This window comes from Bartonella sp. JB63 (assembly GCF_002022665.1).
GTDB lineage: Bacteria > Pseudomonadota > Alphaproteobacteria > Rhizobiales > Rhizobiaceae > Bartonella.
Genome location: NZ_CP019788.1, coordinates 397,219 through 420,604, shown reverse-complemented (window position 1 = coordinate 420,604; position 23,386 = coordinate 397,219). Strand labels below are relative to the sequence as shown.

The following is a 23,386-nucleotide window of genomic DNA, read 5'->3' as shown; positions in this document are numbered from 1 at the left end:
AAAAATAAATTAACCTATAGGAAATAAGAAATTTTATTTCTGATAAACATGCCTTTTTTGTTACCTTTTTATTATAGATCTCTATAATCTCCATATCTCTAGATTTTTCGATTAAATTTTCTCCCTCTTTATCAAATTTACCAAGCGTTTTCCCATTACTAGAAAATATACTCTATCTGGAGACCTTAGGACCATTAAGATATAACTACTATAAAAAAATATTTTATAATTTTCTGAAAAATCCTAAACTAATAAAGTTTTCAAATCTCACCAACTTCATCAAATGAAGGCTTATTAGATAACTGCTGATTAAGATATGTATTAGCTGAAGAAGCAATTCAAGTGACTTTCCTTGTGTATCATAATCGTTACAACGAAAAAGTAACATTCCAATAATTATTATTTTTACCAAAATAATTTAAAAAAATGATTTAATACCGCATAAATCTTCTTCCAACTAATATGAGCATCACTACGTAGTTGATTTGCTTTAATTGAGCAAATCCAAAAAATTAGCAAAAAGAATATGCTTTACAGAAACATATTTAAAAATCCTATTCGTATCATAAACTTTCTAAGTGCTATAATACTAACAAATCAATATATTACATTGCATAAAACTTATTTATATTGAACATTTTAAATTACAAAATTATGCTATAATATTTATCAGTTTGCAAATTGTATTACGATAATGATTCTACAAATTTAACAGGTTCACCTTGTGAAGGCATAACAATTTCACCCTCCCACATAACCCGAATACCCCGGATAATTGTCCCTACTGGCCATCCTTTTACCTTTTCACCATCATAAGGTGTCCAACCAGCACGTGAACCAACTAATGCATTCCTAATAATTTCCTCCCGTTTAAGATCAACAATAGTCAAATCAGCATCATATCCAACAGCAATACGTCCTTTACAGCTTATACCAAAAACGCGATTAGGACCATGCGAAGTAAGATCAACAAAACGTTCAAGAGACATCTTTCCTGCATTAACATGGGTAAGCATGATTGCGGCTGTTGTCTGTACACCCGTTATACCAGAAGGAGATGAAGGATAAGGCTTATGCTTCTCTTCAAACGTGTGAGGAGCATGATCAGAACCTAAAATATCGATAATACCCTGCTGAACTCCGTACCAAAGACCCTCACAGTGGCGTTTTTCGCGAATAGGCGGATTCATCTGAATTAATGTACCAAGCCGTTGATAATCATCAGCACTCAAAGTCAAATGATGCTGAGTGACTTCAACTGTTGCTATATCTTTATAATCTTTCAAAAAATCAACTTCTTCGGCTGTAGAAAGATGTAATATATGAATACGTGCTCCTGTTTCACGTGCAATTTTAACTAAACGTTGTGTGCATTGTAAAGCCGTAGCCTCATCACGCCAAACCGGATGTGATGATACGTCTTTTGTAATATAAATATCTTTACGTTCTTTAAGTCGTGTTTCATCTTCAGAATGAAAAGCTGTGCGACGGCGTGTATTTTGCAAAATAAGACGTACACTTTTATCATCGTCTACCAGAAGATTACCTGTCGATGATCCCATAAATACTTTAATTCCAGCAACACCAGGAAGTCTTTCTAATTCTGCCAATTCATAAATATTGTCACGTGTTGCTCCGACCCAAAATGCATAATCACAGTGCATCCGATGAAATCCACGTTTAACCTTATCATTTAAAGCTTCTTCTGATATCGTTAACGGATTGGTATTTGGCATTTCAAATACTGCTGTAACTCCTCCTAAAACAGCAGAACGAGAACCACTCTCCAGATCCTCCTTGTGTTCATTACCTGGCTCACGAAAATGAACTTGGCTGTCAATTATACCAGGCAAAATATGAAGTCCTGTACAGTCGATTACCTCTCCACCAGATGCGCGTGTGAGATCACCAATTTCAACAATACGACCATTCACAACACCAATATCGCGCTTGCTGCTACCATCATGATTAACAAGTATCGCGCCTTTAAAAATTGTATCAAATGTTTTAAACATAACCATGCTCCTTGTATATCGCCTCTCCATCGTTATGCAACTGTGCGCAGAAAGGCAAGAATCATGATTAAAAAACAAAATGCCATAAATTTAAAAAACCGTAAAATTATTAAAATTACAGGTGAAGAAGCAACACATTTCCTGCAGGCTCTTATTACTACGGATGTAAAAAAAATAAACTCACGAGAACTCTTTCCTGGTGCCCTTTTATCACCACAAGGGAAGGTTATCGCTGATTTTCTCATCGGCAAAATAGACCAAAACTATATGATTGATATTGCGACTTCTTTAGCTGACGCTTTTCATAAGCGCCTTGTTCTTTATAAACTCCATAAAAAAATAGAAATTACACAACCATTACAAGAGATTATAAATGTTTTTTGGCAAAATGAATTAGATAATTTAAATTTTAATTTAAGTTTTATAGATAAGCGATTTCCAAAAAAAGAAAAAGTAGTACGAACCTATGGAAAAATTCCTTTTCTTACTCCAGAATGTAATGCTCATTGGAATCGAATGCGTATCCATTATGGAATAGCTGAAAGTGATCAAGATTACGAAATAGGTAAAGTCTTTCCCCATGATATTAATTATGATCAAATTCATGGACTTTTTTTCAACAAGGGATGCTATATTGGGCAGGAAGTTATTTCGCGGATACATCATCGCAGTAAAGTTCGCCGCCGTTTTTTAGTAGTCAAAAGCCAACACCCCTTAACTTCAGGTTCTACCGTTAAAGCAGGGACAAAAATACTTAGTCAATTGGGAACATGTGTCAAAAATGAAGCTTTAGCGTTAATGCGTATTGACCATGTCAAAGAAGCTATAGACAAAAATATTCAATTTACAGTAGATAATGTTCCTGTAACAATTAGTATTGCTGAAAATATGAATTTCACCTTCTCTGAAAGCTCTATAAAGGCTGACTAATGGCTAAAACTGAATTATCATCAGATGGAACAGCACGTGCATGGCAAAGAATGCTTTCTGGTCGACGGCTTGATTTACTTAATCCTTCTCCTTTTGATGTTGAAATCGAGGATATTGCCCATGGTCTTGCTCGTGTTGCACGTTGGAATGGACAAACAAAAGGAGAGTATGCTTATTCTGTTGCACAACATTCACTTTTGGTTGAACAAATATTTCAGAAACTTTTTCCACAGTCCTCTAATGAAGAACGTCTCTTTGCTCTTCTTCACGATGCACCAGAATACGTTATTGGTGATATAATTTCACCTTTTAAAGCTGTTATAGGAAAATATTATGAGCTCGTAGAAAAACGCATACAAGATATCATTCACATACGCTTTTCTCTACCTGTCAATCCATCTCAAAAGATCCTAAAAAAATCAAACAAGTTGATCGCATCGCAGCTTTCTATGAAGCCACCACTCTTGCTGGTTTTAGTAAAGAAGAAGCTCTTCGTTATTTTGGTCATCCAAATAATATTTTACCCGATGGACTCAATTTGCAACCATGCTCTACACAAGAAATTAAAAATTCCTTTCTAATTCGTTTTAACGATATTGATGTTCAAAGATCAAATTTTAGCTGCTGATTTTTTCGTTATAATTGAAAAAAGATAAAATTTTTTACTATCATACTGTTATTACTTTGATGAGGCGTTAAGATTCTATTGTATCTGTCGTTATGAATATCTTCACAAATTACTTCATCCTTTTGTAGAATTTTCTTTTTAACTCAATTTATTTGAGCTTGTAAACCTCTGAGTCAGCTGGAAAAACCCGTGATTTAACATCATTCGCGTAATCGCTAATTGCTTTATCCATCGCCTGTTCGAAAACACCATAACGACGCACAAATTTAGGTACATAAGTACCATAACCTAACATATCTTCCATCACTAAAATCTGCCCATCACACTGATTGGACGCACCAATACCAATAGTAGGAATAGAGAGATTCTCTGTAAGCTTTACCGCTAATGGCTCTACCACTCCTTCCACAACAACAGAAAAGGCACCTACCGCTTCAATTGCTGCAGCATCAGCTTCAATTTGTAACCAATCACTTTTATTACGTCCTTGCATCTTAAACCCCCCAAAACGATTCACCGCTTGTGGTGTGAGACCAATATGACCCATAACTGGAATGCCACGACTGCATAAAAAACCAATTGTTTCCGCCATATAAGCACCACCTTCAAGCTTAACTGCACCGCATCCTGTTTCTGCAATAATACGTGATGCATTAGAAAAAGCTTGTTCTGGACTTTGCTCATAAGAACCAAAAGGCATATCGACAACAACAAGAGCTCGTTTCGTGCTACGCACAACCGCTTGTCCATGCAAAATCATCATATCTATGCTAACAGGGAGCGTTGTATCAAACCCATACACAACCATACCAACGCTATCACCAACCAAAAGTAAATCACAATGTGAATCAGCAACTCGGGCGCTATAAGCCTGATAAGCCGTTAAAGCAACAATCGGTTCTTGTTTCTTTCTCGAACGTATTTCAGAAGCAGTAATACGCTTTATAGTTTTATGAAAACTCATTTTTCAGCCTTTTTATTGTAATATACATTGATCAATAAGTCTAACTTCACCAAAGCAAACGGTAAGCAATAAAACTGCAGGTGTACTTAATTCCTTTTTAATCACATACAAAGTTTCCATATCTCGTAAATCTATTGATTCAATAATAGCACGTGGTTCTTTCTGTAAAACAGAGCGAACAACCTCGCACAATTTATCAACGGATCGTTCACCTTGCTCATAAAGTCTCTTAACAGCCTCAAGGCTTTCAGGGATAACCTTTGCAGCTTTGCGATCTTCCAATGTCAAAAGTTTATTACGTGAAGAACTAGCAACTCCATCTGCATCGCGTAAAATAGGTATACCGACAATTTCAATAGGAAAAGCCAAATCTTTAACCATACGACGGATAATCAAAAGCTGTTGAAAATCTTTTTCCCCAAAAAAAGCTTTATCTGGTTGAACAATATTAAAAAGTTTAGCAACAACACTAGTTACACCACAAAAATGTCCTGGACGTAATTTCCCTATCAAAATATGCGACAATTTTTCTACCTCTACAATTGTCTCATTGCCTAGAGGCCACATTTCTTCTACAGAAGGCACAAAAACATATTCAACATTCGCTTCTCTCAATAAAGCGCAATCACCCTCTAGATCTCTTGGATATACGTTAAAATCCTCATGGCGACCAAATTGCTTGGGATTAACAAATATAGAAACTACTACACGATCACACATTGCTCGTGCCTGTTGCACCAATGCAAGGTGGCCATCATGCAGCGCCCCCATAGTAGGCACGAAACCAATTGATAATCCTAAACGTCGTTCCTCTCTGAGGCATTGACGCAACTCAACAATTGTTTGCAAAGTTTGCATTCTATTTACTTTCATAAAATCAAAATGTTGACGCCTTCATACAAAATCGCCGTTCAAACAATTGTATCAAACTCATACGCAAATACGACTGTTTTACACCTCTTTCTTCCCAAACATAGCGTGTTAAAAAAAAATCTGTCAGAATCAATCCCTTCTTTATATCATTAAAATCAGCAGGACAAATGTTTTTTCGTACAAGAAATTGCGGTAAAAATAAAAGCTTATCTTTCCAAGGACGTCCTACTTCTTCACATACAGCACGCCCCGATTTTGGAGAAACATAATAAAGTTTTTCCTGACGACCTGTTACAGCACAACAAGACAAATCGAGCCCAAAACCAAGTTCCTCAAGCAATAGAAGCTCAAAACGTACAAGTAATTCAGCATTTATAAATGGATCATCAAAATTTTGCATAAAAAAATATAACATATCATACAAAACAGGATGAGGATCACGCTCAGGAAGAAGCCGTAAATGAGAAGCCATCAATTGAAGGGAATAAAGTGCTTCTGGTAAAACTATCAATTTTGAAGCATGTAAATCAAGCGCTTCAAGCCTAAATAATCCTAAATGTTCATCTAAACGTGCCCACCATTCAGCTTCAACAAAATTTCCAGGTTGAATAAGAGAAGCCATACGACGAGAACGTCCCCCTTTTACAATTCCCATATGGCGACCATGCTGACGCGTCATAATTTCAAGAATAACGTTTATTTCACCATGTTGGCGTGTACCGAGAATAATAGCTTGTTCTTTCCACTTCATTGTATTAAAAAAAATCTAATCCCATTTCGCGATAACGCTCTGGATTAGAATCCCAATTATTACGTACTTTCACAAATAGAAAAAGATGAACCTTCTGTCCCATGATATCCATTAACTCCTTACGCGCTGCCTGACCAATAGCTTTAATGGTTCCACCTTTTGCTCCTAAAACAATTTTTTTCTGGTTATCACGTTCTACATAAATGACTTGACTAATTTTAACCGAACCATTTGCACACTCTTCCCACTTTTCTGTTTCAACTGTTGATGAATAAGGAAGCTCTTGATGGAGACGAAGAAAAAGTTTTTCACGCGTAATTTCAGCAGAAAGCTGACGCATAGGCATATCAGAGATTTGATCTTCTGGATAATACCATGGCCCCTCTTGCATTAGAGTACTGATATAATGCAGCAAATCATTACAACCAGAACCATTTAAAGCTGAAATCATAAATGTCTGCAAAAAGTTCACTTGCTCATTCACTTTAGCAGTTAATTCTAAGAGAGATGATTTAGCAACCGTATCAATTTTATTGAGAACAAGAATTTTATCTTTTTCAACACTTTTTAAAATATCTAACATTGCATAAACTTCATCTGAAAGAGCACTCTGAACATCAATCAGGACCAGAAGAATATCAGCATTCTTCGCACCATTCCAAGCAGCAAACACCATAGCTCGTTCTAATCGCTTATGAGGACGAAAAACACCTGGTGTATCAATCAGAATAATTTGAGTCTTATCATAAATTACAATACCACGAACTAAAGTCCGCGTTGTTTGTACTTTATGTGTTACAATTGACACTTTTGTTCCAACTAACTGATTAACTAATGTTGACTTTCCAGCATTAGGCACACCAATGAGCGCAACAAAACCTGAACGCGTTTTAATAACATCATTCATGATTATGTTTTGCCTCCGTTTCCCATATACCTTCACGTCGCAAGATTCTTTCAGCTGCGTCTCTCTCGGCTTGACGTTTAGAACTACCACGCCCTATTTCAGATGCAAAACCACAAATACTTACCTCAACCATAAAGATCGGATCATGATCTGGACCATAACGCTGTACAACGCGGTAACGAGGCTGTGCTCTACCTTGTGTATGAGCCCATTCTTGCAATTCTGTTTTGGCATCACGTCGATCAGCATTCATTTTATTTGCTCGATCTTGCCAATATTTTTGAATGAAAGGTCGAACGCTTTCCAAACCTCCTTCAAGATATATTACAGCGATTAAGGCCTCAATGACATCGGCATGCATATTAGCTAACCGACGACCTTCTAAGTTTTTCATTTCACAACCAACACGAACCATATCGGGTAAACCCATTTCCAATGCAATATCGGCACATGTTTGGGCATTTACTAAACCATTTAAACGTACTGATAACTCACCTTCACTCGCTTGAGGAAAAATTTGATAAAGCATTTCAGCAATCAAAAGTCCAAGAACTCGATCACCTAAAAATTCTAATCTCTCATAGTTACCCTGCTCTGAACTTTGTACACTTGAATGTGTCAATGCTCTTTTTAATCTATCTGCATCTTTAAAACTATGCTTTGTCAGCCTCTCCAGCTGATCAATAATTTGATGCTTCATCACTTTTATAAAGCGGAAAATAGCGAACAGTCTGAACAAAAGAAAATAAACGACTCCAGCGTATATCAAATGGCCAACGCCAAATCTGCCAAGCGCTTGAACCATTACTAATAGAGAAAAAAATCAAGTTTGCTCGACCAATAAGATTTTCATCCGGAACATATCCAACACCCAAACGGCTATCATCTGAATTATCACGATTATCTCCCATCACAAAATAATGTCCGGGTGGGACTTCAAAAATCTTTGTATCATCAACCTGAGGGATAAAACCTAAACTAAGTGTATTATAACTTACACCATTCGACATTGTTTCGCGATAAAGATCAACAGAGTGACTAACCTCTGTTACATCAGGATCATCAATCTTCCCAATAAATTGTCGTGGAACAGCTTCATCATTGATATAGAGAACACTTTGACGAACTTGAACACGATCACCCGGTAAGCCAACAACCCGTTTAATATAATCAATATCCGGATTACTAGGCAAACGAAAAACCAAAACATCCCCACGCTTAGGCTGAGATGCCCAAATACGTCCTGAAAAAATAGGAGGAGAAAAAGGTATAGAAAAACGAGAATATCCATATGCATATTTGGAAACAAAAAGATAATCCCCCACAAGCAAAGTAGGACGCATCGAACCAGAAGGAATAGTAAAAGGCTGGAAAAAAAATGTGCGAATAATTCCAGCCAAAAGCAAAGCCTGAATTAAAACAGAAAAAAATTCAATAATCTCACTTTTTTTATCTTTTTTTTGCGTTTTTTCTTCTTGTTTCATCCTGTACTACCTTTTATATAGATAAAACTTTGTTGGCATCATAGTATTCAAATAATAAAAACACAATCTCTCACGGAATCTATCCACTTGGAAGTGCTTCTATAATAACAAATGCCTGCGCCCAAGGAAAATCGTCTGTTATACTCAGATGAATGATCACTTCATGGTGAGGAGGTAATAGTTTTTTTAGTTGCATGCGAGCGCAATTTGTTAATTTCATAGTCGGTTTACCGGATGATAAATTAACTACCCCCATATCTTTCCAACTAACACCATAGGCAATCCCTGTTCCTAAAGCTTTAGCACACGCCTCTTTAGCAGCAAATCTTTTAGCATAAGAATTAGACCGGCGATAGAGACTTTCAGATTTTTCTTGCTCAACATCTGTAAAAATACGCTGAATAAAACGGCTACCATAGCGAACCAACATTCTCTCAATCCGCCTTATATCAACCATATCATTGCCAAGACCAATAATCATAAAATATTACCTGAACTTTTTTACTTTGAAGATCTTTCCTTCACTATCTTTTGATAGCGATTTTTTTGAAAATGAATTATTGTTCTATAAATACCTATATAAGACAAACCACCCAAAATAAGACCTAAAAACATTCCACCTATAAGCATCGGCATCATAATCAAATCCCATGTTTCCAAAAAAAATGACCATGCTTGCGAAAACGCTAAGCCATCCAACATGGTGCGAATTTGTGAAAAAGAAATCTCATCCCTATTATCAAAGAACAATAAAAATAAACGACCTATCTTATAATCAGCCATAACAATAAAAAGAAATGTCAGTGGATTAGAAAAAACAGTCCCGATAATTGCTGCAGCAAAATTACCACGTAAAACCCAAGAAAAAAATATTGCTAAAATGATATGCAATCCCAAAAGAGGAGAACAGGCTGAAAAAATGCCAATTGAAAACCCCAATGCCACTCTATGAGGTGTTGCCGATATACGCAAAATACGTTTACGCATATAATAAAATGAATGAATAAATAAACGACACGGCCAAAATCTATGTCGAACACGCTCTCCAAACTTCACCAGCGTTCGATGACTAAAAAACATATAGTTACTCATATATACCTTGTACAAACTAAATAACGCTTGTTATTTTACGTTATCCGGACTTACCTCATCAAGCATTTTCATAGAAAAATTAATAAAAAACAATCAAATATTTCGGCTTCCTGGCTTCATTGCTGGAAGAGCAGCAAGTTCAGGAGGTAAAGCATTAGCATCATAAGATGCAATTTCATACTCGGCAAGTGAAATCAGTGGAACTCCTAAATCAACCTTGCCACCAGACCTATCAAGAATACATGCACTCGCTACCACACTAGCTTTTGCCGCGACCAATGCTTCAATTGTCTCACGAATAGAAAGACCCGTTGTTACAATATCTTCAACAATAACAATCCTCGCACCTTTTTCAATTTCGAAACGATGTAATTGGAATATACCATTCACACGCTCCACCCAAATAGAAGGAATACGAAGATGACGTGAAGTTTCATATGAAGGAATGAGACCACCAATTGCAGGCCCAACTATATAATCAATTTTTCCCTCCACATATTTTTTAATTTTCTGGGCTAGAGCGTAACACAGCTTTTCGGTAAGATCAGCATGCATAAAAACTTTTGCCTTCTGTAAATAAGTAGCACTACGGCGACCTGATGTTAAAATAAAATGCCCTTCTAAAATAGCATCTGCTTGTCTAAAAATATTAATTACATCTTGTGTATTCATTGCATAATCTCTTTATCCATAAACTCGACGCACCATATTTACTGATCTTGCTTTTTTTAACTGAGAAAAGATACGACTTAAATGTTTTAAATCCCAAACCTCAAGATCAATGATAATTTCCGTAAAATCTGTCGCCTTATGCACAAAAGATAAATTTTGAATATTGGCATCATTAACAAAAATAATCTGAGTAATTTCAGCTAAAGAACCAGGACTATTCACAGCTAAAATATTGATTCGAGCAGGAAAACGTTCACTCATCTCAGAATCAATATCCCAACGTACATCAATCCACCGCTCTGGCTGATCACCATACGCCATTAAAGCGGAAGATTGTATTGGATAAATAATAACACCTGCACCTGGCTGCATAATACCAACAATTTGATCTCCCGGCACAGCTCCTTCAAGAGAAAATTGTACTGGAATATCCCCTTTCGTGCCTTGAATAGGTAATACTCTATATTTACGTTCTTTTTTCGAAGTTTTGCTTTTTTTATTCTCGAGAATCTTAAAAATCATATCTTGAGCATTTTCAATATTAAACCAACTTCTTTCCTTAAACTTAAACGATGGTTTGCTCACCACATGATGATCTTGATAATTTGGATAAACTGCTTTAACTACATCTGTAGCAGCTAATTCACCACGTCCAACAGCCGCCAACACATCTTCAACATCCTTGCGTGCTAAACGTGGCAAAACTTGTTTAAGTGTGTCTTGTGAAAATTGTTTTCCTATGCATTCAAATGAACGTTCAAGAATACGACATCCTAAACCAGAATATTGTTTATGTATTGCTGAACGTGTTGCTCGACGAATTGCAGAACGTGCCTTTCCTGTTACAACGAGTGATTCCCAAGCTGCCGGTGGAGACTGAATCTGCGAACATATAATATTAACCTCATCACCATTTTTTAATTTGGTCATTATAGGCATAATACGACCATTGATTTTTACTCCCACACAAGAATTACCAATATCGGTATGTACTGCATAAGCAAAATCAATGGGTGTAGCACCTTTTGGAAAGGCAATTAATTGTCCTTTCGGCGTAAAACAAAAAACCTGATCATGGAAAAGCTCAAGCTTTGTATGTTCTAAAAACTCTTCCGGATTATCACCATCTGACAAAGATTGAATTGTTTGACGCAACCATGCATAAGCATTAGTTTCATTTGATAATTTTGATGCTGAATAATCAGAACCATGATCTTTATAAATAGCATGTGCTGCAACACCATATTCAGCAATCTTATCCATTGCATCAGTTCTAATTTGTAATTCAACGCGTTGTCCTGAAGGCCCAACAATCGTTGTATGGATTGAACGATAATCATTTTGTTTGGGTATGGAAACATAATCCTTAAAACGCCCAGGAACCATAGACCATGTGGTATGTATAATACCCAGAGCGCGATAACAATCATCCACACTCTCAACAATCACACGAAACCCAAAAATATCAGATAATTGTTCAAAAGATAAGATCTTGCTTTCCATTTTACGAAAAACTGAATAAGGCTTTTTCTGACGGCTTTTAACATTGGCTTTAATACCATTTTTAAAAAAAAGCTTTGTCAATTCTCTTTCAATTGTGGAGAGCAAATCGCGATTGCGCTTTGATAATTCAGAAAGCCGATCAGTAATAGTACGATAACCTTCCGGATTTAAATAAAAAAAAGAAAGATTCTCTAACTCTTCACGCATATCTTGCATACCCATGCGACCAGCAAGCGGAGCATAAATATCCATTGTCTCTTCAGCAATCCACCGACGTTTATCATCACGCATAACATCAAGGGTGCGCATATTATGAAGACGATCTGCCAGTTTAACTAAAAGAACACGAATATCATCAGAAATAGCAATAAGAAGCTTACGAAGATTTTCTGCCTGTATAGCTTTCTTCGATACAAGATCAAGCTTATTAAGCTTTGTAAGTCCTTCAACTAATTTACCAATTTCAGATCCAAAAAGTTGATCAATTTCTGCTCTTGTAGCATTCGTATCTTCAATTGTATCATGTAAAAGGGCAACAGCAATTGTCGCTTCATCTAAGTGCATATCTGTTAAGATAGAGGCAACTTCTAAAGGATGAGAAAAATAAAGATCACCTGAAGCACGCCTTTGATGACCGTGCTTCTGCATTGCATAAACATAGGCCTTATTCAATAAATCCGCATTTACGTCAGCCTTGTAACGCTGTACACGCTCAACCAGCTCACACTGACGCATCATATAGGTGTATCCTTAGAAATTTTGTAATTAAATCATTACTGAATATTCTACTAATCAAAGAAAAAAATCTACTCAATGATAATCTATATATTACTTTTTCAATAAGATATGGCTATTAATAATCATCATTTTTCTCTGGCACAACTAAACTTTCAATACCTGCTAAAAGCTCCTCTTCTGACATGTAATCAAATGAACCATTGCCCTCTTCTGATGAAGAACCCAAAACACCTTCGGCTTCACCTGAAAGAGAAATAAACTCTATTGTTCCTTCTGGTTCATCAACTTCCACGTGCTTTTGTAAAGAATGAATAAGATCTTCTTTTAAATCAGCAGGAGATAAAGTTTGATCTGCTATTTCACGCAAAGCAATAACTGGATTTTTATCATTATCACGATCGATTGTAATCTGTGCACCTTGTGAAATCTGACGAGCCCGATGCCCAGCTAAAAGCACCAACTCAAAACGATTATCAACCTTATCAATACAATCTTCTACTGTTACACGGGCCATTTATGTCCCTTTCTTCAAGGTTGAAAAATTAATTATTATCGTAAAGTATATACAATAATCAAAACAAAAAACAAGAAAAACAACATATACTTTATTATTTTTTTCTAACTGCACTAAAAATCTTGGAAAGATTTAAATTTATAAAGATACTAAAATCCATAAGTTATTTGAAAAAAATAATTTCAAACTATTTCATTTTTAATAACACAGTGATTATCATAATTAAAGAAAATAGATTGCACAAATAAAGTAAGCACGTTCATTCAAGAAAAAACAATGTAAATGTATTATTATATCTCTTTTCTCTATATTTAAAAAGATTGATTTAGAATATAATGAGAACTAATAGCATATTACAGCTGAAAATTAATCGCAGAGAGCAGTGCTTTGATTAACTTAGTTGATGCAAATAGACTGTTATGAAATGCTATATTAAAAAGCCATTTGTCATGAATATCTAAATCTTTTTCAACGTTAAATTAAATGTACCTAACAAAAGCATCTTTAAAAGAGATAACTCTTTTTGATCCATAAACTATCCGAAAAATAAAGTTTCTATAATTAAAGAAATAAAAAGAAATAATATGTCCCTCTTCAAAAGAAGAAAAAACTTCGATGGAATACCGACTAAAACACACTTTCTATGAATCGCTAACTCTATATCAAGTTATCAACATCACAGGCTTTATAGTTTATAAAAAGAGCTTTAAATTCATTTGATATTGTATTAGTCAATATATTATTGACTAATCACAGCAATACATATTTCCCTACAATACAAATCAGCGATAAATTCATCTTAGTTATTGTGGAAAAAATCCTTGTATGCATTAATAAGACTGTTTACAAGGATACATTTCAGCGAATACCAAAAAAATAACTTAAAAAGATTTTGATAAAACATCATTGGTACCTGCAATCTATGAACAGTAAATCAACATCATTGTGCCCGGAACCACCTCCAAATTGTAATTTGTGTCCCCGCCTAAACAACTTTATCGCTGATTGGCGCATTAAAGAACCCCACTGGCATAATGCACCTGTAAGTCCATTTTACCCTCATAAAGGAGCTGCAACAACACGTCTTCTTATCGTCGGACTTGCTCCTGGATTACGTGGAGCAAACAGAACTGGACGTCCTTTCACAGGCGATTATGCTGGCCATCTCCTTTATTCCACTTTAAAAAAATTTGGTTTTGCTCAAGGTACCTTCGCAGAAAGATCAGACGATACCCTCGAGCTCATTGATGCAGCAATTGTTAATTCAGTGCGTTGTGTCCCACCAGACAATAAACCCACTGGTGCTGAGATCAACACTTGCCGGCATTTTTTTTCACCTCTTTTAACAAACCTTCCTAAACTCAAAGCCATCATTACTCTTGGTAGTATTGCTCATAACTCCACTATACGAGCTTTAAACGCAAAAATCTTAACGCACCCCTTTGGTCATGGAAAAGTCAGTGATATCGGTAGATTACGTATCTTTTCAAGCTATCACTGTTCACGCTATAATACTAACACTGGCCGTTTGACAGATACTATGTTCCATCAAATCTTCCAAACAGCAAGAATATATTTAAATCAATGTTGAAATCTCTTTAAACAAAGATATACAAATTTCCTCTCTATTATCCATGCTTTCTTAAAAGTCGCGCTTTTTCACGACTCCAATCACGTTTTTTTTCTGTTTCACGTTTATCGTGAAGTTTTTTACCACGCGCCAAAGCAATCTCCAGCTTAACACGCCCTCGCTCATTAAAATAAAGTTTAAGTGGAGTAATAGTCATTCCCTCACGAGAAATTGTATTAAAGAAACGTGCCATTTCGCGCTTTGAAAGCAATAACTTACGCAAACGACGTGCTTCATGGTTAAAACGATTCGCCTGCATATATTCAGGAATATAAGAATTAATCAACCATAATTCTCCCTCTTCAAAGCTAGCATAACTTTCAGAAATATTAGCATGATTGGAACGCAAAGATTTAACCTCTGTTCCTTGAAGAACAATACCGGCCTCAAGAGTATCAAGAATTTCAAAATTGAAACGTGCTTTACGATTATCTGCAATAACTTTTCGTATTGATGCATTCTTTTTTTTATTCATGGCTATTTCAACACCATTTTATTCGTTAATAAGACCTGTATATTGCAAAGCAGCATCAATAATTCTCTTTGTAGTATCCTCTAATGGAACAATTGGCAAACGAACAGTATCACTACAAAGCCCTAATTTTGCGGCAGCATATTTAATACCTGCTGGATTTGGTTCAATAAATATTCCGCGAATGAGAGGCATTAAACGATTATTTAATTTTAATGCCGCATTATAATCACCACGATGACAAGCAGTATAAAGCTCTGCACAAAGCTTTGGAGCAATATTGGATACAACTGAAATACACCCTACACCTCCATGTGCATTAAAACCTAACGCAGTTCTATCATCACCGGAGAGCTGTATAAAATTCTGACCACACTTTTCTCTTTGTTCACTTACTCGCTCAATTTTACCCGTTGCATCCTTGACACCAATGATATTTTTGAAGTCCTGACAAAGATTTTTCATAGTTTCTACAGCTAGATCAACAACAGAGCGTCCAGGAATATTATAAATCACTATAGGAATAGAAACAGCTTTCGCAATAGCAGAAAAGTGAGCATATAATCCCCTCTGATTAGGCTTATTATAATAAGGAGTTACCACTAAAACTGCGTCTGCACCTACCTTCTCTATATGTTGTGCAAGTTCCACAGCCTCATCTGTGCTATTTGATCCTGCTCCTGCAAGAACAGGAACGCGCTTAGCAACCTGTTCAACGCATAATTCTACAACTCGCTTATGTTCTTCATGACTTAAAGTAGCTGACTCGCCTGTTGTTCCAACAGGACTCAAACCATGAATACCTTGTTCGATTTGCCATTCAACTAAATTGCAAAACGATTTTTCATCAATAACACCATCTTCATTAAATGGTGTGATTAATGCAGTTAGTGCTCCCTTGAGCATAATAAACTCCCGATAATGTTTAAATTTACTTTATTTTCAATGACCATCTCATTGTAAAACATAGTCTTGCTCTATAGCTGAAGCAAGTTGAATTTCATAAAAATCTTACAATATCAATCTATATTTTTTGCATGCTGCACATTTCCTAAAAACGGAACTAAGTCGTTAACATGTCCTTCATGCTTCTCTTTTAAAATTTATAAATATTGCCTAAAAAGCAAGATCTAAAGGTCTTTCCTCAATGCATATAATATCTATTCACTTTTTTGTATCAACCTTTATTATATTCAAATTGGTAGCTATAATCTTACTCTCGAATGCCTCAGCACAAGCAATTTTTCTACCACAAAATGGACCAGTGCCTTTGGTTAATCCTCATCCTCTTATCACCATAGAAAAACTTAAAAAACCTCTTGAAGCTATTCATCCCATAAATAATAATATCGCAACAAGAATTAATATTACTAGAGCCAACCAACTTAAATTCGGCTTAGATACTCTTTCAAGCAAAGATATTACAAAAACAATAGCGCTTCGCAATACAATGCCTCAAAACAGTCTTGATCGCCATATCTTAACATGGGCAATCAATACATCATATCAAACAAACATACCAAGCTCTGAAATATTAAGTGCCATCAATGAATTAAAAGGTTGGCCAGGTATGAATATCATGCAACGCAATTTTGAACGTGCTTTCATTAAAGAAAACGATTCTGCTCAAGCGATTCTTCAAAAATTTACTCACCACTCCCCCCTTACAGTACAAGGAATGGCAGCTCTCGCCAAAGCACTTATCGTAACTGGGCAAATTACCCGTGCGCGACAAATAATCGCGCCATGGTGGCACACAGCAGAGCTCAACACTCAAGAAGAAGATCTCATTCTTAAAAATGCAAGTGCTGCATTAACGTCTACTGATCATCTGAAACGTATGAAAATTATGCTTTATGCAAATTGTATCGATTCGGCCCAGCGGGTTGCAAAATTAGCCCATGCTCAATCTCTTTTTAATGCTTTTGCTGCTGTTGAAAAAAATGAATCTCAAGCTGCACAAAAACTAAAAGCTGTTGATCAATCGTGGAGAAAAGATCCTCTCTTACAATTTGCTAAAATTCGTTACTTTAGACGAACTAGACAATACGATATTGCTGCAAAACTCATGATGCAAGCACCACGAGATGAAATAAATCTCATTAACCCTGATGCATGGTGGATAGAACGACGTATTCTTTCCCGGGAAATGCTTGATTTAAACAAACCTAAAATTGCTTATCAACTTGTTTCAGCTCATATTAGAGGAACACCTTCATTAGAAATTGATGCTGCATTTCATGCAGGATGGTATGCGCTTCGATTTCTTCATAACCCCAAAACAGCAATGCGCCATTTTACGCGTATTTCTCAACTCTCCTCTTCTCCTCTCTCAGCATCCCGAGGCTATTATTGGATGGGGCGAACAGCAGAAACCTTAGGTGAGCATAAAAATGCCACACATTATTTTCATCGTGCTGCTTATTTTGGTACGACTTATTATGGTCAATTAGCAGCCTCACGACTTAACAAAAAAAAACTTGAAATTCATTTTCCTAAACCAACAATAAATGAACGGCAAAATTTTAGTGCACGAAAAGGTGTTAAAATCATCCAAAAGCTTGAAGATGCTGGTTATGATAATCTCGCTAAACTTTTTTATAAAGAACTCAGCAAAACAATAGAAAACCCTGGTGAACTAGCTCTTTTAGCTGTTATGTCAGAAAAAAATGGTGATTATTATACCAGTCTTAAAATCGGTAAGAATGCTGTTTTTCGAGGTAAAGCCGTCAGTGCTCTTTCCCATCCTATCGGTGCTATTCCAACATCTGTCAATATTTCTGCAGCAAAAAAAGCACTCATCTATGCTATTGCACGTCAAGAAAGCGAATTTAATCCCATCGCTATATCAAAAGCAGGAGCTCAAGGTATGCTACAATTATTGCCTACCACAGCAAAAGCTTTGGCCAACAAGCATTCAATTGCGTGGTCTCACAAAAAATTCAGCAGTGATGTCAGTTATAACACTATATTAGGTGCTCATTTTCTAAACGAACAATTAAAGCGTTTTAATGGATCTTATATATTGGCTTTTATTAGCTATAATGCAGGCTTTCGTCGCGCAAATGAATGGATAAAACGTTATGGCGATCCTAGAGGACAATCTCTTGATAAAGTTGTCGACTGGATCGAACGTATACCCTATACAGAAACTCGTAACTATGTGATGCGTGTTATGGAAAATTACGAAGTGTACAAAGCCCGTCTCATTGGAACAACGGATATCAAATCTGATCTCGTTTTCGGCTACAAGAATCCATAAGCTCTCTTCTATTTTAAAAATAGTTCTCTTTACCTAATTCAGAGGACGCTTTAATCTTTATACCTTTAAATCAGTATCGATCTCTAGGTAGCCAGTATGTTAGACAGTTTAGAGGCTTGCCTTTCCAGCTTTTGTATATCAGATTAGAGTAAAATATTACATATAACGGTTTAGACTATCTTTAAAACAGAGAGACGGCCTAATTTTGAGAAAATATAATCAAAGTAACAACCAATGCCCAACTTCACTAACTTTTTGAATTCAGTTTTACAGCTTTCAGAATTAACCAAATCAATATCTCTAATAATGTTATTACATACTTAAGAAAATAACATTGTGAATGATTATCGCTTCAATAAAAATATTGAGATGGAAATTAATTGATAAAAAAGTGAGAAATAAAGAAGAAAACATAATAAAATTAATAACTATAAAATCCCTCACCTTTATAATAAAGTATTTATTTTATTTTTATTTATTTTTTCTCTTACATGTAGATGCTCCATAAGAGGCATTATAAAATTCTTTCTCAAATGATTTATCACCCATTAATCTTTCTTATAACATATAGAAGTAGAATTAAGTGGTTTTATTTGATGTAAAAAAGAAAACTTGAAATAAAAAACATTGCTCCATTAGATTCTCACATTCAAAAAAATAATTTCTATTCATTGTAGCAAAATTGTATCTCTCACTTCACTAACTGCTTGCACCACTTATTTATTTCAAAATCAAAGACAATATGCGCATTTTTGTGTATTATAGACAAAATTATAAGAATAATAGCTTAAAAGGAAATTCGTATCTTATTTAATAAAGATAGGATTGCAAAATGGACAAATCCATTGATTATGAAACAAATGCAGTATTACCCTACGCAGCCATAGCAACTATTGATATTGGTGCAATTGTCGCTAATTATAAAACCTTAGCCCAACGCGTTGCTCCTATAGAATGTTCAGCCGTAGTAAAAGCTGATGCTTATGGACTAGGAGTTGAAAAAATAGCCCCTGCACTTTATCAAGCTGGTTGTCGCACTTTTTTTATTGCCCATATTAAAGAAGCACTTCAATTAAAAGCTATTTTACCACAAAATGTCACCCTCGTCCTTCTAAATGGTATTCCTCCTACTGCAGAAGAATTCGTAGCTCAAGCTGGTATTGTTCCTGTTCTTAATTCTTGGCATGCAATTGAAAGTTGGCAAATACATTGTCAAAAAAATGATAAAAAATTTCCCGCAATTGTTCAAATTGATACGAATATGAATCGACTAGGGCTTGATCAAGAAGAGCTACAAAGACTAATCCAAACCCCTACTCTTTTCGAAATAGCAGACATAAAATATATTATCAGCCACCTTGCTAATGGAGATGATGTAACACGCGCATCCAATTACACCCAAAAAAACGCTATGAAAACAGCACTTGCACAACTTCCTGCCTGTAAAGCCTCGCTTGCTAATTCTGGAGGAATCTTCCTGGGCCCAGACTTTTATTTTGATCTTGTTCGCCCAGGTATTGCACTTTATGGAATTGATCCCCATAGAAAACATCGTACATCTCTTAAATCTGTTTTAAAACTTAAAGCTCAAGTTATTCAGAGTCGTTACACTGAAGCAGGAAGCCCCGTTGGTTATGGAGGAAGTTTTATTACCCAGCAACCAAGTATTCTTACAACTATTTCTATTGGCTATGCTGATGGTTGGTTACGTAACCTTTCTAACAAAGGTTCCGTTTATTTCAATGGACACAAACTACCCATCATTGGACAAATCTCTATGGACTCTATTATCGTTGATGCAACCAATCTTAAACATGAAAAACCGAAACGAGGAGATTGGGTAGAGCTTATTGGAATACATCAAACTATTGAAAATGTTGCTGCAGATGCAGCTACCATTCCTTATGAAATTCTTACCTCGCTTGGTTCTCGTTATAAGCGTATATACATTTAAATCTTCAAATTCTCATAAAAGAACAAATTACACTCATCGATTACCTAAACAATCAGTATTAAGCGTGATTTTCGAGATTTTTAATAAAGTTGATCATAAGGTAGCCATGATTAGTCTCAAAAATCGAAATAAATTATGCTCTCTCCCCCCTCATATACTTTATATAAGTTTACCTTATTGAATCATAAACGAATAAATTTAAAATTTGTTCACTAATGGTGGGCAAGAACAAATTAATATTCTATCACCAGAAACATTATCAATGCGTGAAACAGGTGGCCAATATTTATTTGCTGAATCAAGGCAAAGATTAGGAAAAGCAGCTTCTTTTCGCGAATAAACCCGTTTCCAATTATCATCTAAAATATCTGCTAATGTATGCGGTGCATTCACCAATGGATTATCGTCTTTTGGCCAAACACCTGCACCAATTTTTTTAGACTCTTCAGCAATAGATAACAAAGCATCACAAAAACGATCAATCTCTACCTTCGGTTCTGATTCAGTTGGCTCGATCATCAAAGTTCCAGGAACTGGAAATGACATTGTCGGTGCATGAAATCCGTAATCAATGAGACGTTTTGCAATATCATCAACACTGATTCCATATTGCTCTTTTAGCGACCGTGTATCCACAATACATTCATGTGCAACACGTCCACGTTTACCACGATAAAGAATAGAATAAGCCTTTGAAAGGCGCTCAGCAACATAATTAGCATTTAATATTGCTATCTGTGTTGCACATTTTAATCCATCAGCTCCCATCATCCGAATATACATCCATGTAACCACTAAAATAGAAGCACTTCCGTAGGGAGCTGCTGAAACGGCATGCGTTGTCTTATCTTGTTCATGGCCAGGCAAAAATGGCTTTAAATGCATTTTAACGCCAATCGGACCAACACCAGGACCCCCACCACCGTGGGGAATTGCAAATGTTTTGTGAAGATTCATATGACAAACATCTGCTCCCATATCCGCGGGACGCGCAAGACCTACAAGTGCATTTAAGTTAGCTCCATCGAAATAGACCTGCCCACCATTTTCATGAATAATGTCACAAATGTCCTTAATGTTCTCTTCATAAACACCATGTGTTGAAGGATAGGTAATCATTAAAGCTGACAAATGCGTCTTATGCAAGAGTGCTTTTACTTTAAGATCCTCAATATCAACATCACCATCGCTCAAACATTTCACTACCACAACTTCCATCCCTGCCATATGTGCTGAAGCTGGATTAGTTCCATGTGCTGATGCAGGAATAAGACAAATGTTACGTTGATGGTCACCACGAGATTGGTGATATCGGCGAATAGCTAAAAGTCCAGCATATTCACCCTGAGCACCAGAATTTGGCTGGAAAGAAATTTGAGCAAACCCTGTAATTTCACACAACCATGCATTTAACTGACTCATCATTTCCTGATATCCTAACGCATCATCTTTAGGTGCAAAAGGATGTATATTAGCTACTGTAGGCCAACTCACGGGTATTAACTCAGCAGCAGCATTTAGTTTCATTGTACAAGAACCAAGTGGAATCATCGCTCGATCCAGTGCTAAATCCTTATCTGATAAGCGACGTAAAAAACGCATCATATCCGTCTCTGAATGCACTATATGAAAAAATGACTGCGAAAGAAAACTAGCATCTCGCCCCTTACCAAAAAGGCGTGTAGTGGTTTCATCGGCTAATTGTGCGTTAAAAAGCTGTGCTAAAGCAATAGCATCTTCTTCTGTTGACAATTCATCAAAATTGATCGCAACCCAATCATCGTCAAGAACGCGCACAAGCCGGCCACCCATTTTCGCTTGATCCGCAATATTTTGAGCTCTTTTCCTAACAAAAATACTAATACAATCAAAAAAGTTTTCACCTTCACAACGCACACCTGCTGCTTTTAAGCCAGCAACGAAACGACATGTTAAACGATGAACACGTTTAGCAATTTCCTGTAAGCCTTGTGGTCCATGCCAAATAGCATAAGCTGCCGCTATATTAGCCAACAAAGCCTGTGCAGTACATATATTTGATGTTGCCTTATCACGTCGAATATGTTGTTCACGCGTTTGCAATGCTAATCGAAAACCAATACGTCCTTTCGTATCTGTTGATTGCCCAACGATACGCCCTGGAATTAAACGTATTAAAGCATCACCCACTGCAAGATAGCCTGCATGAGGACCACCAAAACCCATTGGAACTCCATAACGCTGCATAGAACCAACAACAATATCAGCACCCCATTTTGCTGGTGCTTCCATAAGAGTAAGTGCTAAAGGATCTGCAACAACAATAACCAAAGCTCCTTTCTTTTTTGCTTCTTTAATGACTTCACTATAATCATTAAAGCATCCCCTTGTATCTGGCCAAGGCAAAACAATGGCAGCCGTATCAGAACAAATTTCGCTCTTTTCACTCATGTGAATGCCTTGTGTTTCAGCACGTGTCTGCGCAACACTTAATACCTGAGGATGCAAAAAGCCCTGAATCGAAATTTTTGTTTTTTTCTCACGTGCAAAGCGGACAGCGATCGCATTGGCTTCAGCTAAAGCCGTTGCTTCATCAAGAAGTGAGGCAGCAGCAATAGGTAATCCCGTCAATTCACTTACCAATGTCTGAAAATAAAATAAAAGTTCTAAACGGCCTTGGCTAATCTCTGCCTGATAGGGGGTGTAAGCAGTATACCAAGCTGGATTTTCAAAAAGATTACGCAAAATAACAGGTGGTACAAATGTTCCATAATAGCCTTGCCCAATAAAACTCTTCCGCACATGATTGCGTTCCATAATCTTTGATAATTCTTCCAAAGCTTGTACTTCACTTGCCGCTTCTGGCAAATTAAGCAACCGTTTCAAATGAATGGACTGGGGAACAGCCTGAGAAACTAATGTTTCCATTGAATCAAGTGCTAACACACTAAGCATTTTTTGTATTTCATCAGGTCGAAGCCCAATATGTCGAGAAACAAAAAGATGTTCTTGCATAAT

General features: G+C 36.2%; 19 protein-coding genes and 1 pseudogene. 5 read left to right on the top strand and 15 right to left on the bottom strand.

The window, feature by feature from the left end:
• Nucleotides 1-686: 686 nt before the first annotated feature.
• Nucleotides 687-2,015 (bottom strand): dihydroorotase, encoded by a 1,329-nt coding sequence (locus BJB63x_RS01840; protein ID WP_078719516.1) that lies wholly within the window; start codon nucleotides 2,013-2,015, stop codon nucleotides 687-689.
• Between the two features lie 63 nt (nucleotides 2,016-2,078).
• On the opposite strand from BJB63x_RS01840, the gene ygfZ reads away from it, so the two are divergent.
• The gene (gene ygfZ / locus BJB63x_RS01835; protein WP_078718763.1) at nucleotides 2,079-2,945 is read left to right on the top strand and encodes a CAF17-like 4Fe-4S cluster assembly/insertion protein YgfZ; all 867 of its coding nucleotides are present in this window, start codon (nucleotides 2,079-2,081) and stop codon (nucleotides 2,943-2,945) included.
• Nucleotides 2,945-3,573, top strand: a pseudogene (locus BJB63x_RS01830) (hydrolase). Before ygfZ ends, BJB63x_RS01830 begins: the two are co-directional and overlap by 1 nt.
• 148 nt (nucleotides 3,574-3,721) lie before the next feature.
• On the opposite strand, the gene panB reads toward BJB63x_RS01830, so the two are convergent.
• The 11 genes from panB to rpoZ form a co-directional block, all read right to left on the bottom strand.
• On the bottom strand, nucleotides 3,722-4,537 hold the full coding sequence (panB, locus tag BJB63x_RS01825; RefSeq protein ID WP_078718761.1) for a 3-methyl-2-oxobutanoate hydroxymethyltransferase: 816 nt from the start codon (nucleotides 4,535-4,537) through the stop codon (nucleotides 3,722-3,724).
• Between the two features lie 12 nt (nucleotides 4,538-4,549).
• Nucleotides 4,550-5,395: a pantoate--beta-alanine ligase gene (panC, locus tag BJB63x_RS01820; RefSeq protein WP_078718760.1), complete on the bottom strand. Its 846-nt coding sequence runs from the start codon at nucleotides 5,393-5,395 to the stop codon at nucleotides 4,550-4,552.
• 19 nt (nucleotides 5,396-5,414) lie between these two features.
• Nucleotides 5,415-6,161, bottom strand: a complete 747-nt coding sequence (gene recO / locus BJB63x_RS01815) for a DNA repair protein RecO (protein ID WP_078718759.1) — start codon at nucleotides 6,159-6,161, stop codon at nucleotides 5,415-5,417.
• A gap of 4 nt (nucleotides 6,162-6,165) precedes the next feature.
• Nucleotides 6,166-7,068, bottom strand: coding sequence for a GTPase Era (era, locus tag BJB63x_RS01810; protein WP_078718758.1), 903 nt, complete (start codon nucleotides 7,066-7,068; stop codon nucleotides 6,166-6,168).
• Nucleotides 7,061-7,768, bottom strand: a complete 708-nt coding sequence (gene rnc / locus BJB63x_RS01805) for a ribonuclease III (protein ID WP_078718757.1) — start codon at nucleotides 7,766-7,768, stop codon at nucleotides 7,061-7,063. Before rnc ends, era begins: the two co-directional genes overlap by 8 nt.
• Nucleotides 7,749-8,552, bottom strand: coding sequence for a signal peptidase I (gene lepB, locus BJB63x_RS01800; protein ID WP_078719624.1), 804 nt, complete (start codon nucleotides 8,550-8,552; stop codon nucleotides 7,749-7,751). Before lepB ends, rnc begins: the two co-directional genes overlap by 20 nt.
• A gap of 79 nt (nucleotides 8,553-8,631) precedes the next feature.
• Nucleotides 8,632-9,033 (bottom strand): holo-ACP synthase, encoded by a 402-nt coding sequence (gene acpS, locus BJB63x_RS01795; RefSeq protein WP_078718756.1) that lies wholly within the window; start codon nucleotides 9,031-9,033, stop codon nucleotides 8,632-8,634.
• 20 nt (nucleotides 9,034-9,053) lie between these two features.
• Nucleotides 9,054-9,632: a DUF2062 domain-containing protein gene (locus BJB63x_RS01790; RefSeq protein ID WP_078718755.1), complete on the bottom strand. Its 579-nt coding sequence runs from the start codon at nucleotides 9,630-9,632 to the stop codon at nucleotides 9,054-9,056.
• A 105-nt stretch (nucleotides 9,633-9,737) separates the two neighbouring features.
• Nucleotides 9,738-10,316 (bottom strand): orotate phosphoribosyltransferase, encoded by a 579-nt coding sequence (gene pyrE / locus BJB63x_RS01785; protein WP_078718754.1) that lies wholly within the window; start codon nucleotides 10,314-10,316, stop codon nucleotides 9,738-9,740.
• A 12-nt stretch (nucleotides 10,317-10,328) separates the two neighbouring features.
• Entirely contained in the window at nucleotides 10,329-12,557 is a 2,229-nt protein-coding gene (locus BJB63x_RS01780) for a RelA/SpoT family protein (protein ID WP_078718753.1), read from the bottom strand.
• Between the two features lie 115 nt (nucleotides 12,558-12,672).
• The gene (gene rpoZ / locus BJB63x_RS01775; RefSeq protein ID WP_078718752.1) at nucleotides 12,673-13,071 is read right to left on the bottom strand and encodes a DNA-directed RNA polymerase subunit omega; all 399 of its coding nucleotides are present in this window, start codon (nucleotides 13,069-13,071) and stop codon (nucleotides 12,673-12,675) included.
• 922 nt (nucleotides 13,072-13,993) lie between these two features.
• Here rpoZ and BJB63x_RS01770 point away from each other — a divergent pair.
• Nucleotides 13,994-14,662 (top strand): uracil-DNA glycosylase, encoded by a 669-nt coding sequence (locus BJB63x_RS01770; RefSeq protein ID WP_078718751.1) that lies wholly within the window; start codon nucleotides 13,994-13,996, stop codon nucleotides 14,660-14,662.
• A 37-nt stretch (nucleotides 14,663-14,699) separates the two neighbouring features.
• Here the strand turns inward: BJB63x_RS01770 and smpB are convergent, their stop codons facing one another.
• Nucleotides 14,700-15,176, bottom strand: a complete 477-nt coding sequence (gene smpB / locus BJB63x_RS01765) for an SsrA-binding protein SmpB (protein WP_078718750.1) — start codon at nucleotides 15,174-15,176, stop codon at nucleotides 14,700-14,702.
• Nucleotides 15,177-15,194: 18 nt separating this feature from the next.
• Entirely contained in the window at nucleotides 15,195-16,079 is an 885-nt protein-coding gene (gene dapA, locus BJB63x_RS01760; RefSeq protein WP_078718749.1) for a 4-hydroxy-tetrahydrodipicolinate synthase, read from the bottom strand.
• 241 nt (nucleotides 16,080-16,320) lie between these two features.
• Here dapA and BJB63x_RS01755 point away from each other — a divergent pair, with 241 nt between their 5' ends.
• Entirely contained in the window at nucleotides 16,321-18,435 is a 2,115-nt protein-coding gene (locus BJB63x_RS01755; protein WP_078718748.1) for a lytic transglycosylase domain-containing protein, read from the top strand.
• Between the two features lie 832 nt (nucleotides 18,436-19,267).
• Nucleotides 19,268-20,389 carry an alanine racemase gene (gene alr, locus BJB63x_RS01750; RefSeq protein ID WP_078718747.1) on the top strand — a complete coding sequence of 374 codons (1,122 nt, stop codon included), beginning with the start codon at nucleotides 19,268-19,270 and terminating at the stop codon, nucleotides 20,387-20,389.
• A 198-nt stretch (nucleotides 20,390-20,587) separates the two neighbouring features.
• Here alr and gcvP read toward each other — a convergent pair whose 3' ends face one another.
• Nucleotides 20,588-23,383, bottom strand: coding sequence for an aminomethyl-transferring glycine dehydrogenase (gene gcvP / locus BJB63x_RS01745; RefSeq protein ID WP_078718746.1), 2,796 nt, complete (start codon nucleotides 23,381-23,383; stop codon nucleotides 20,588-20,590).
• Nucleotides 23,384-23,386 lie beyond the last annotated feature (3 nt).

Excerpts from the sequence above, each read along its gene's own strand:
- pyrE (WP_078718754.1), bottom strand. The coding sequence starts at position 10,316 with ATGAATACACAAGATGTAATTAATATTTTTAGACAAGCAGATGCTATT.
- smpB (WP_078718750.1), bottom strand. The coding sequence starts at position 15,176 with ATGAATAAAAAAAAGAATGCATCAATACGAAAAGTTATTGCAGATAAT.
- alr (WP_078718747.1), top strand. The coding sequence starts at position 19,268 with ATGGACAAATCCATTGATTATGAAACAAATGCAGTATTACCCTACGCA.
- gcvP (WP_078718746.1), bottom strand. The coding sequence starts at position 23,383 with ATGCAAGAACATCTTTTTGTTTCTCGACATATTGGGCTTCGACCTGAT.
- era (WP_078718758.1), bottom strand. The coding sequence starts at position 7,068 with ATGAATGATGTTATTAAAACGCGTTCAGGTTTTGTTGCGCTCATTGGT.
- BJB63x_RS01770 (WP_078718751.1), top strand. The coding sequence starts at position 13,994 with ATGAACAGTAAATCAACATCATTGTGCCCGGAACCACCTCCAAATTGT.
- rnc (WP_078718757.1), bottom strand. The coding sequence starts at position 7,768 with ATGAAGCATCAAATTATTGATCAGCTGGAGAGGCTGACAAAGCATAGT.
- BJB63x_RS01780 (WP_078718753.1), bottom strand. The coding sequence starts at position 12,557 with ATGATGCGTCAGTGTGAGCTGGTTGAGCGTGTACAGCGTTACAAGGCT.
- acpS (WP_078718756.1), bottom strand. The coding sequence starts at position 9,033 with ATGATTATTGGTCTTGGCAATGATATGGTTGATATAAGGCGGATTGAG.
- ygfZ (WP_078718763.1), top strand. The coding sequence starts at position 2,079 with ATGATTAAAAAACAAAATGCCATAAATTTAAAAAACCGTAAAATTATT.
- BJB63x_RS01755 (WP_078718748.1), top strand. The coding sequence starts at position 16,321 with ATGCATATAATATCTATTCACTTTTTTGTATCAACCTTTATTATATTC.
- panB (WP_078718761.1), bottom strand. The coding sequence starts at position 4,537 with ATGAGTTTTCATAAAACTATAAAGCGTATTACTGCTTCTGAAATACGT.
- lepB (WP_078719624.1), bottom strand. The coding sequence starts at position 8,552 with ATGAAACAAGAAGAAAAAACGCAAAAAAAAGATAAAAAAAGTGAGATT.
- rpoZ (WP_078718752.1), bottom strand. The coding sequence starts at position 13,071 with ATGGCCCGTGTAACAGTAGAAGATTGTATTGATAAGGTTGATAATCGT.
- recO (WP_078718759.1), bottom strand. The coding sequence starts at position 6,161 with ATGAAGTGGAAAGAACAAGCTATTATTCTCGGTACACGCCAACATGGT.
- dapA (WP_078718749.1), bottom strand. The coding sequence starts at position 16,079 with ATGCTCAAGGGAGCACTAACTGCATTAATCACACCATTTAATGAAGAT.
- BJB63x_RS01840 (WP_078719516.1), bottom strand. The coding sequence starts at position 2,015 with ATGTTTAAAACATTTGATACAATTTTTAAAGGCGCGATACTTGTTAAT.
- BJB63x_RS01790 (WP_078718755.1), bottom strand. The coding sequence starts at position 9,632 with ATGTTTTTTAGTCATCGAACGCTGGTGAAGTTTGGAGAGCGTGTTCGA.
- panC (WP_078718760.1), bottom strand. The coding sequence starts at position 5,395 with ATGCAAACTTTGCAAACAATTGTTGAGTTGCGTCAATGCCTCAGAGAG.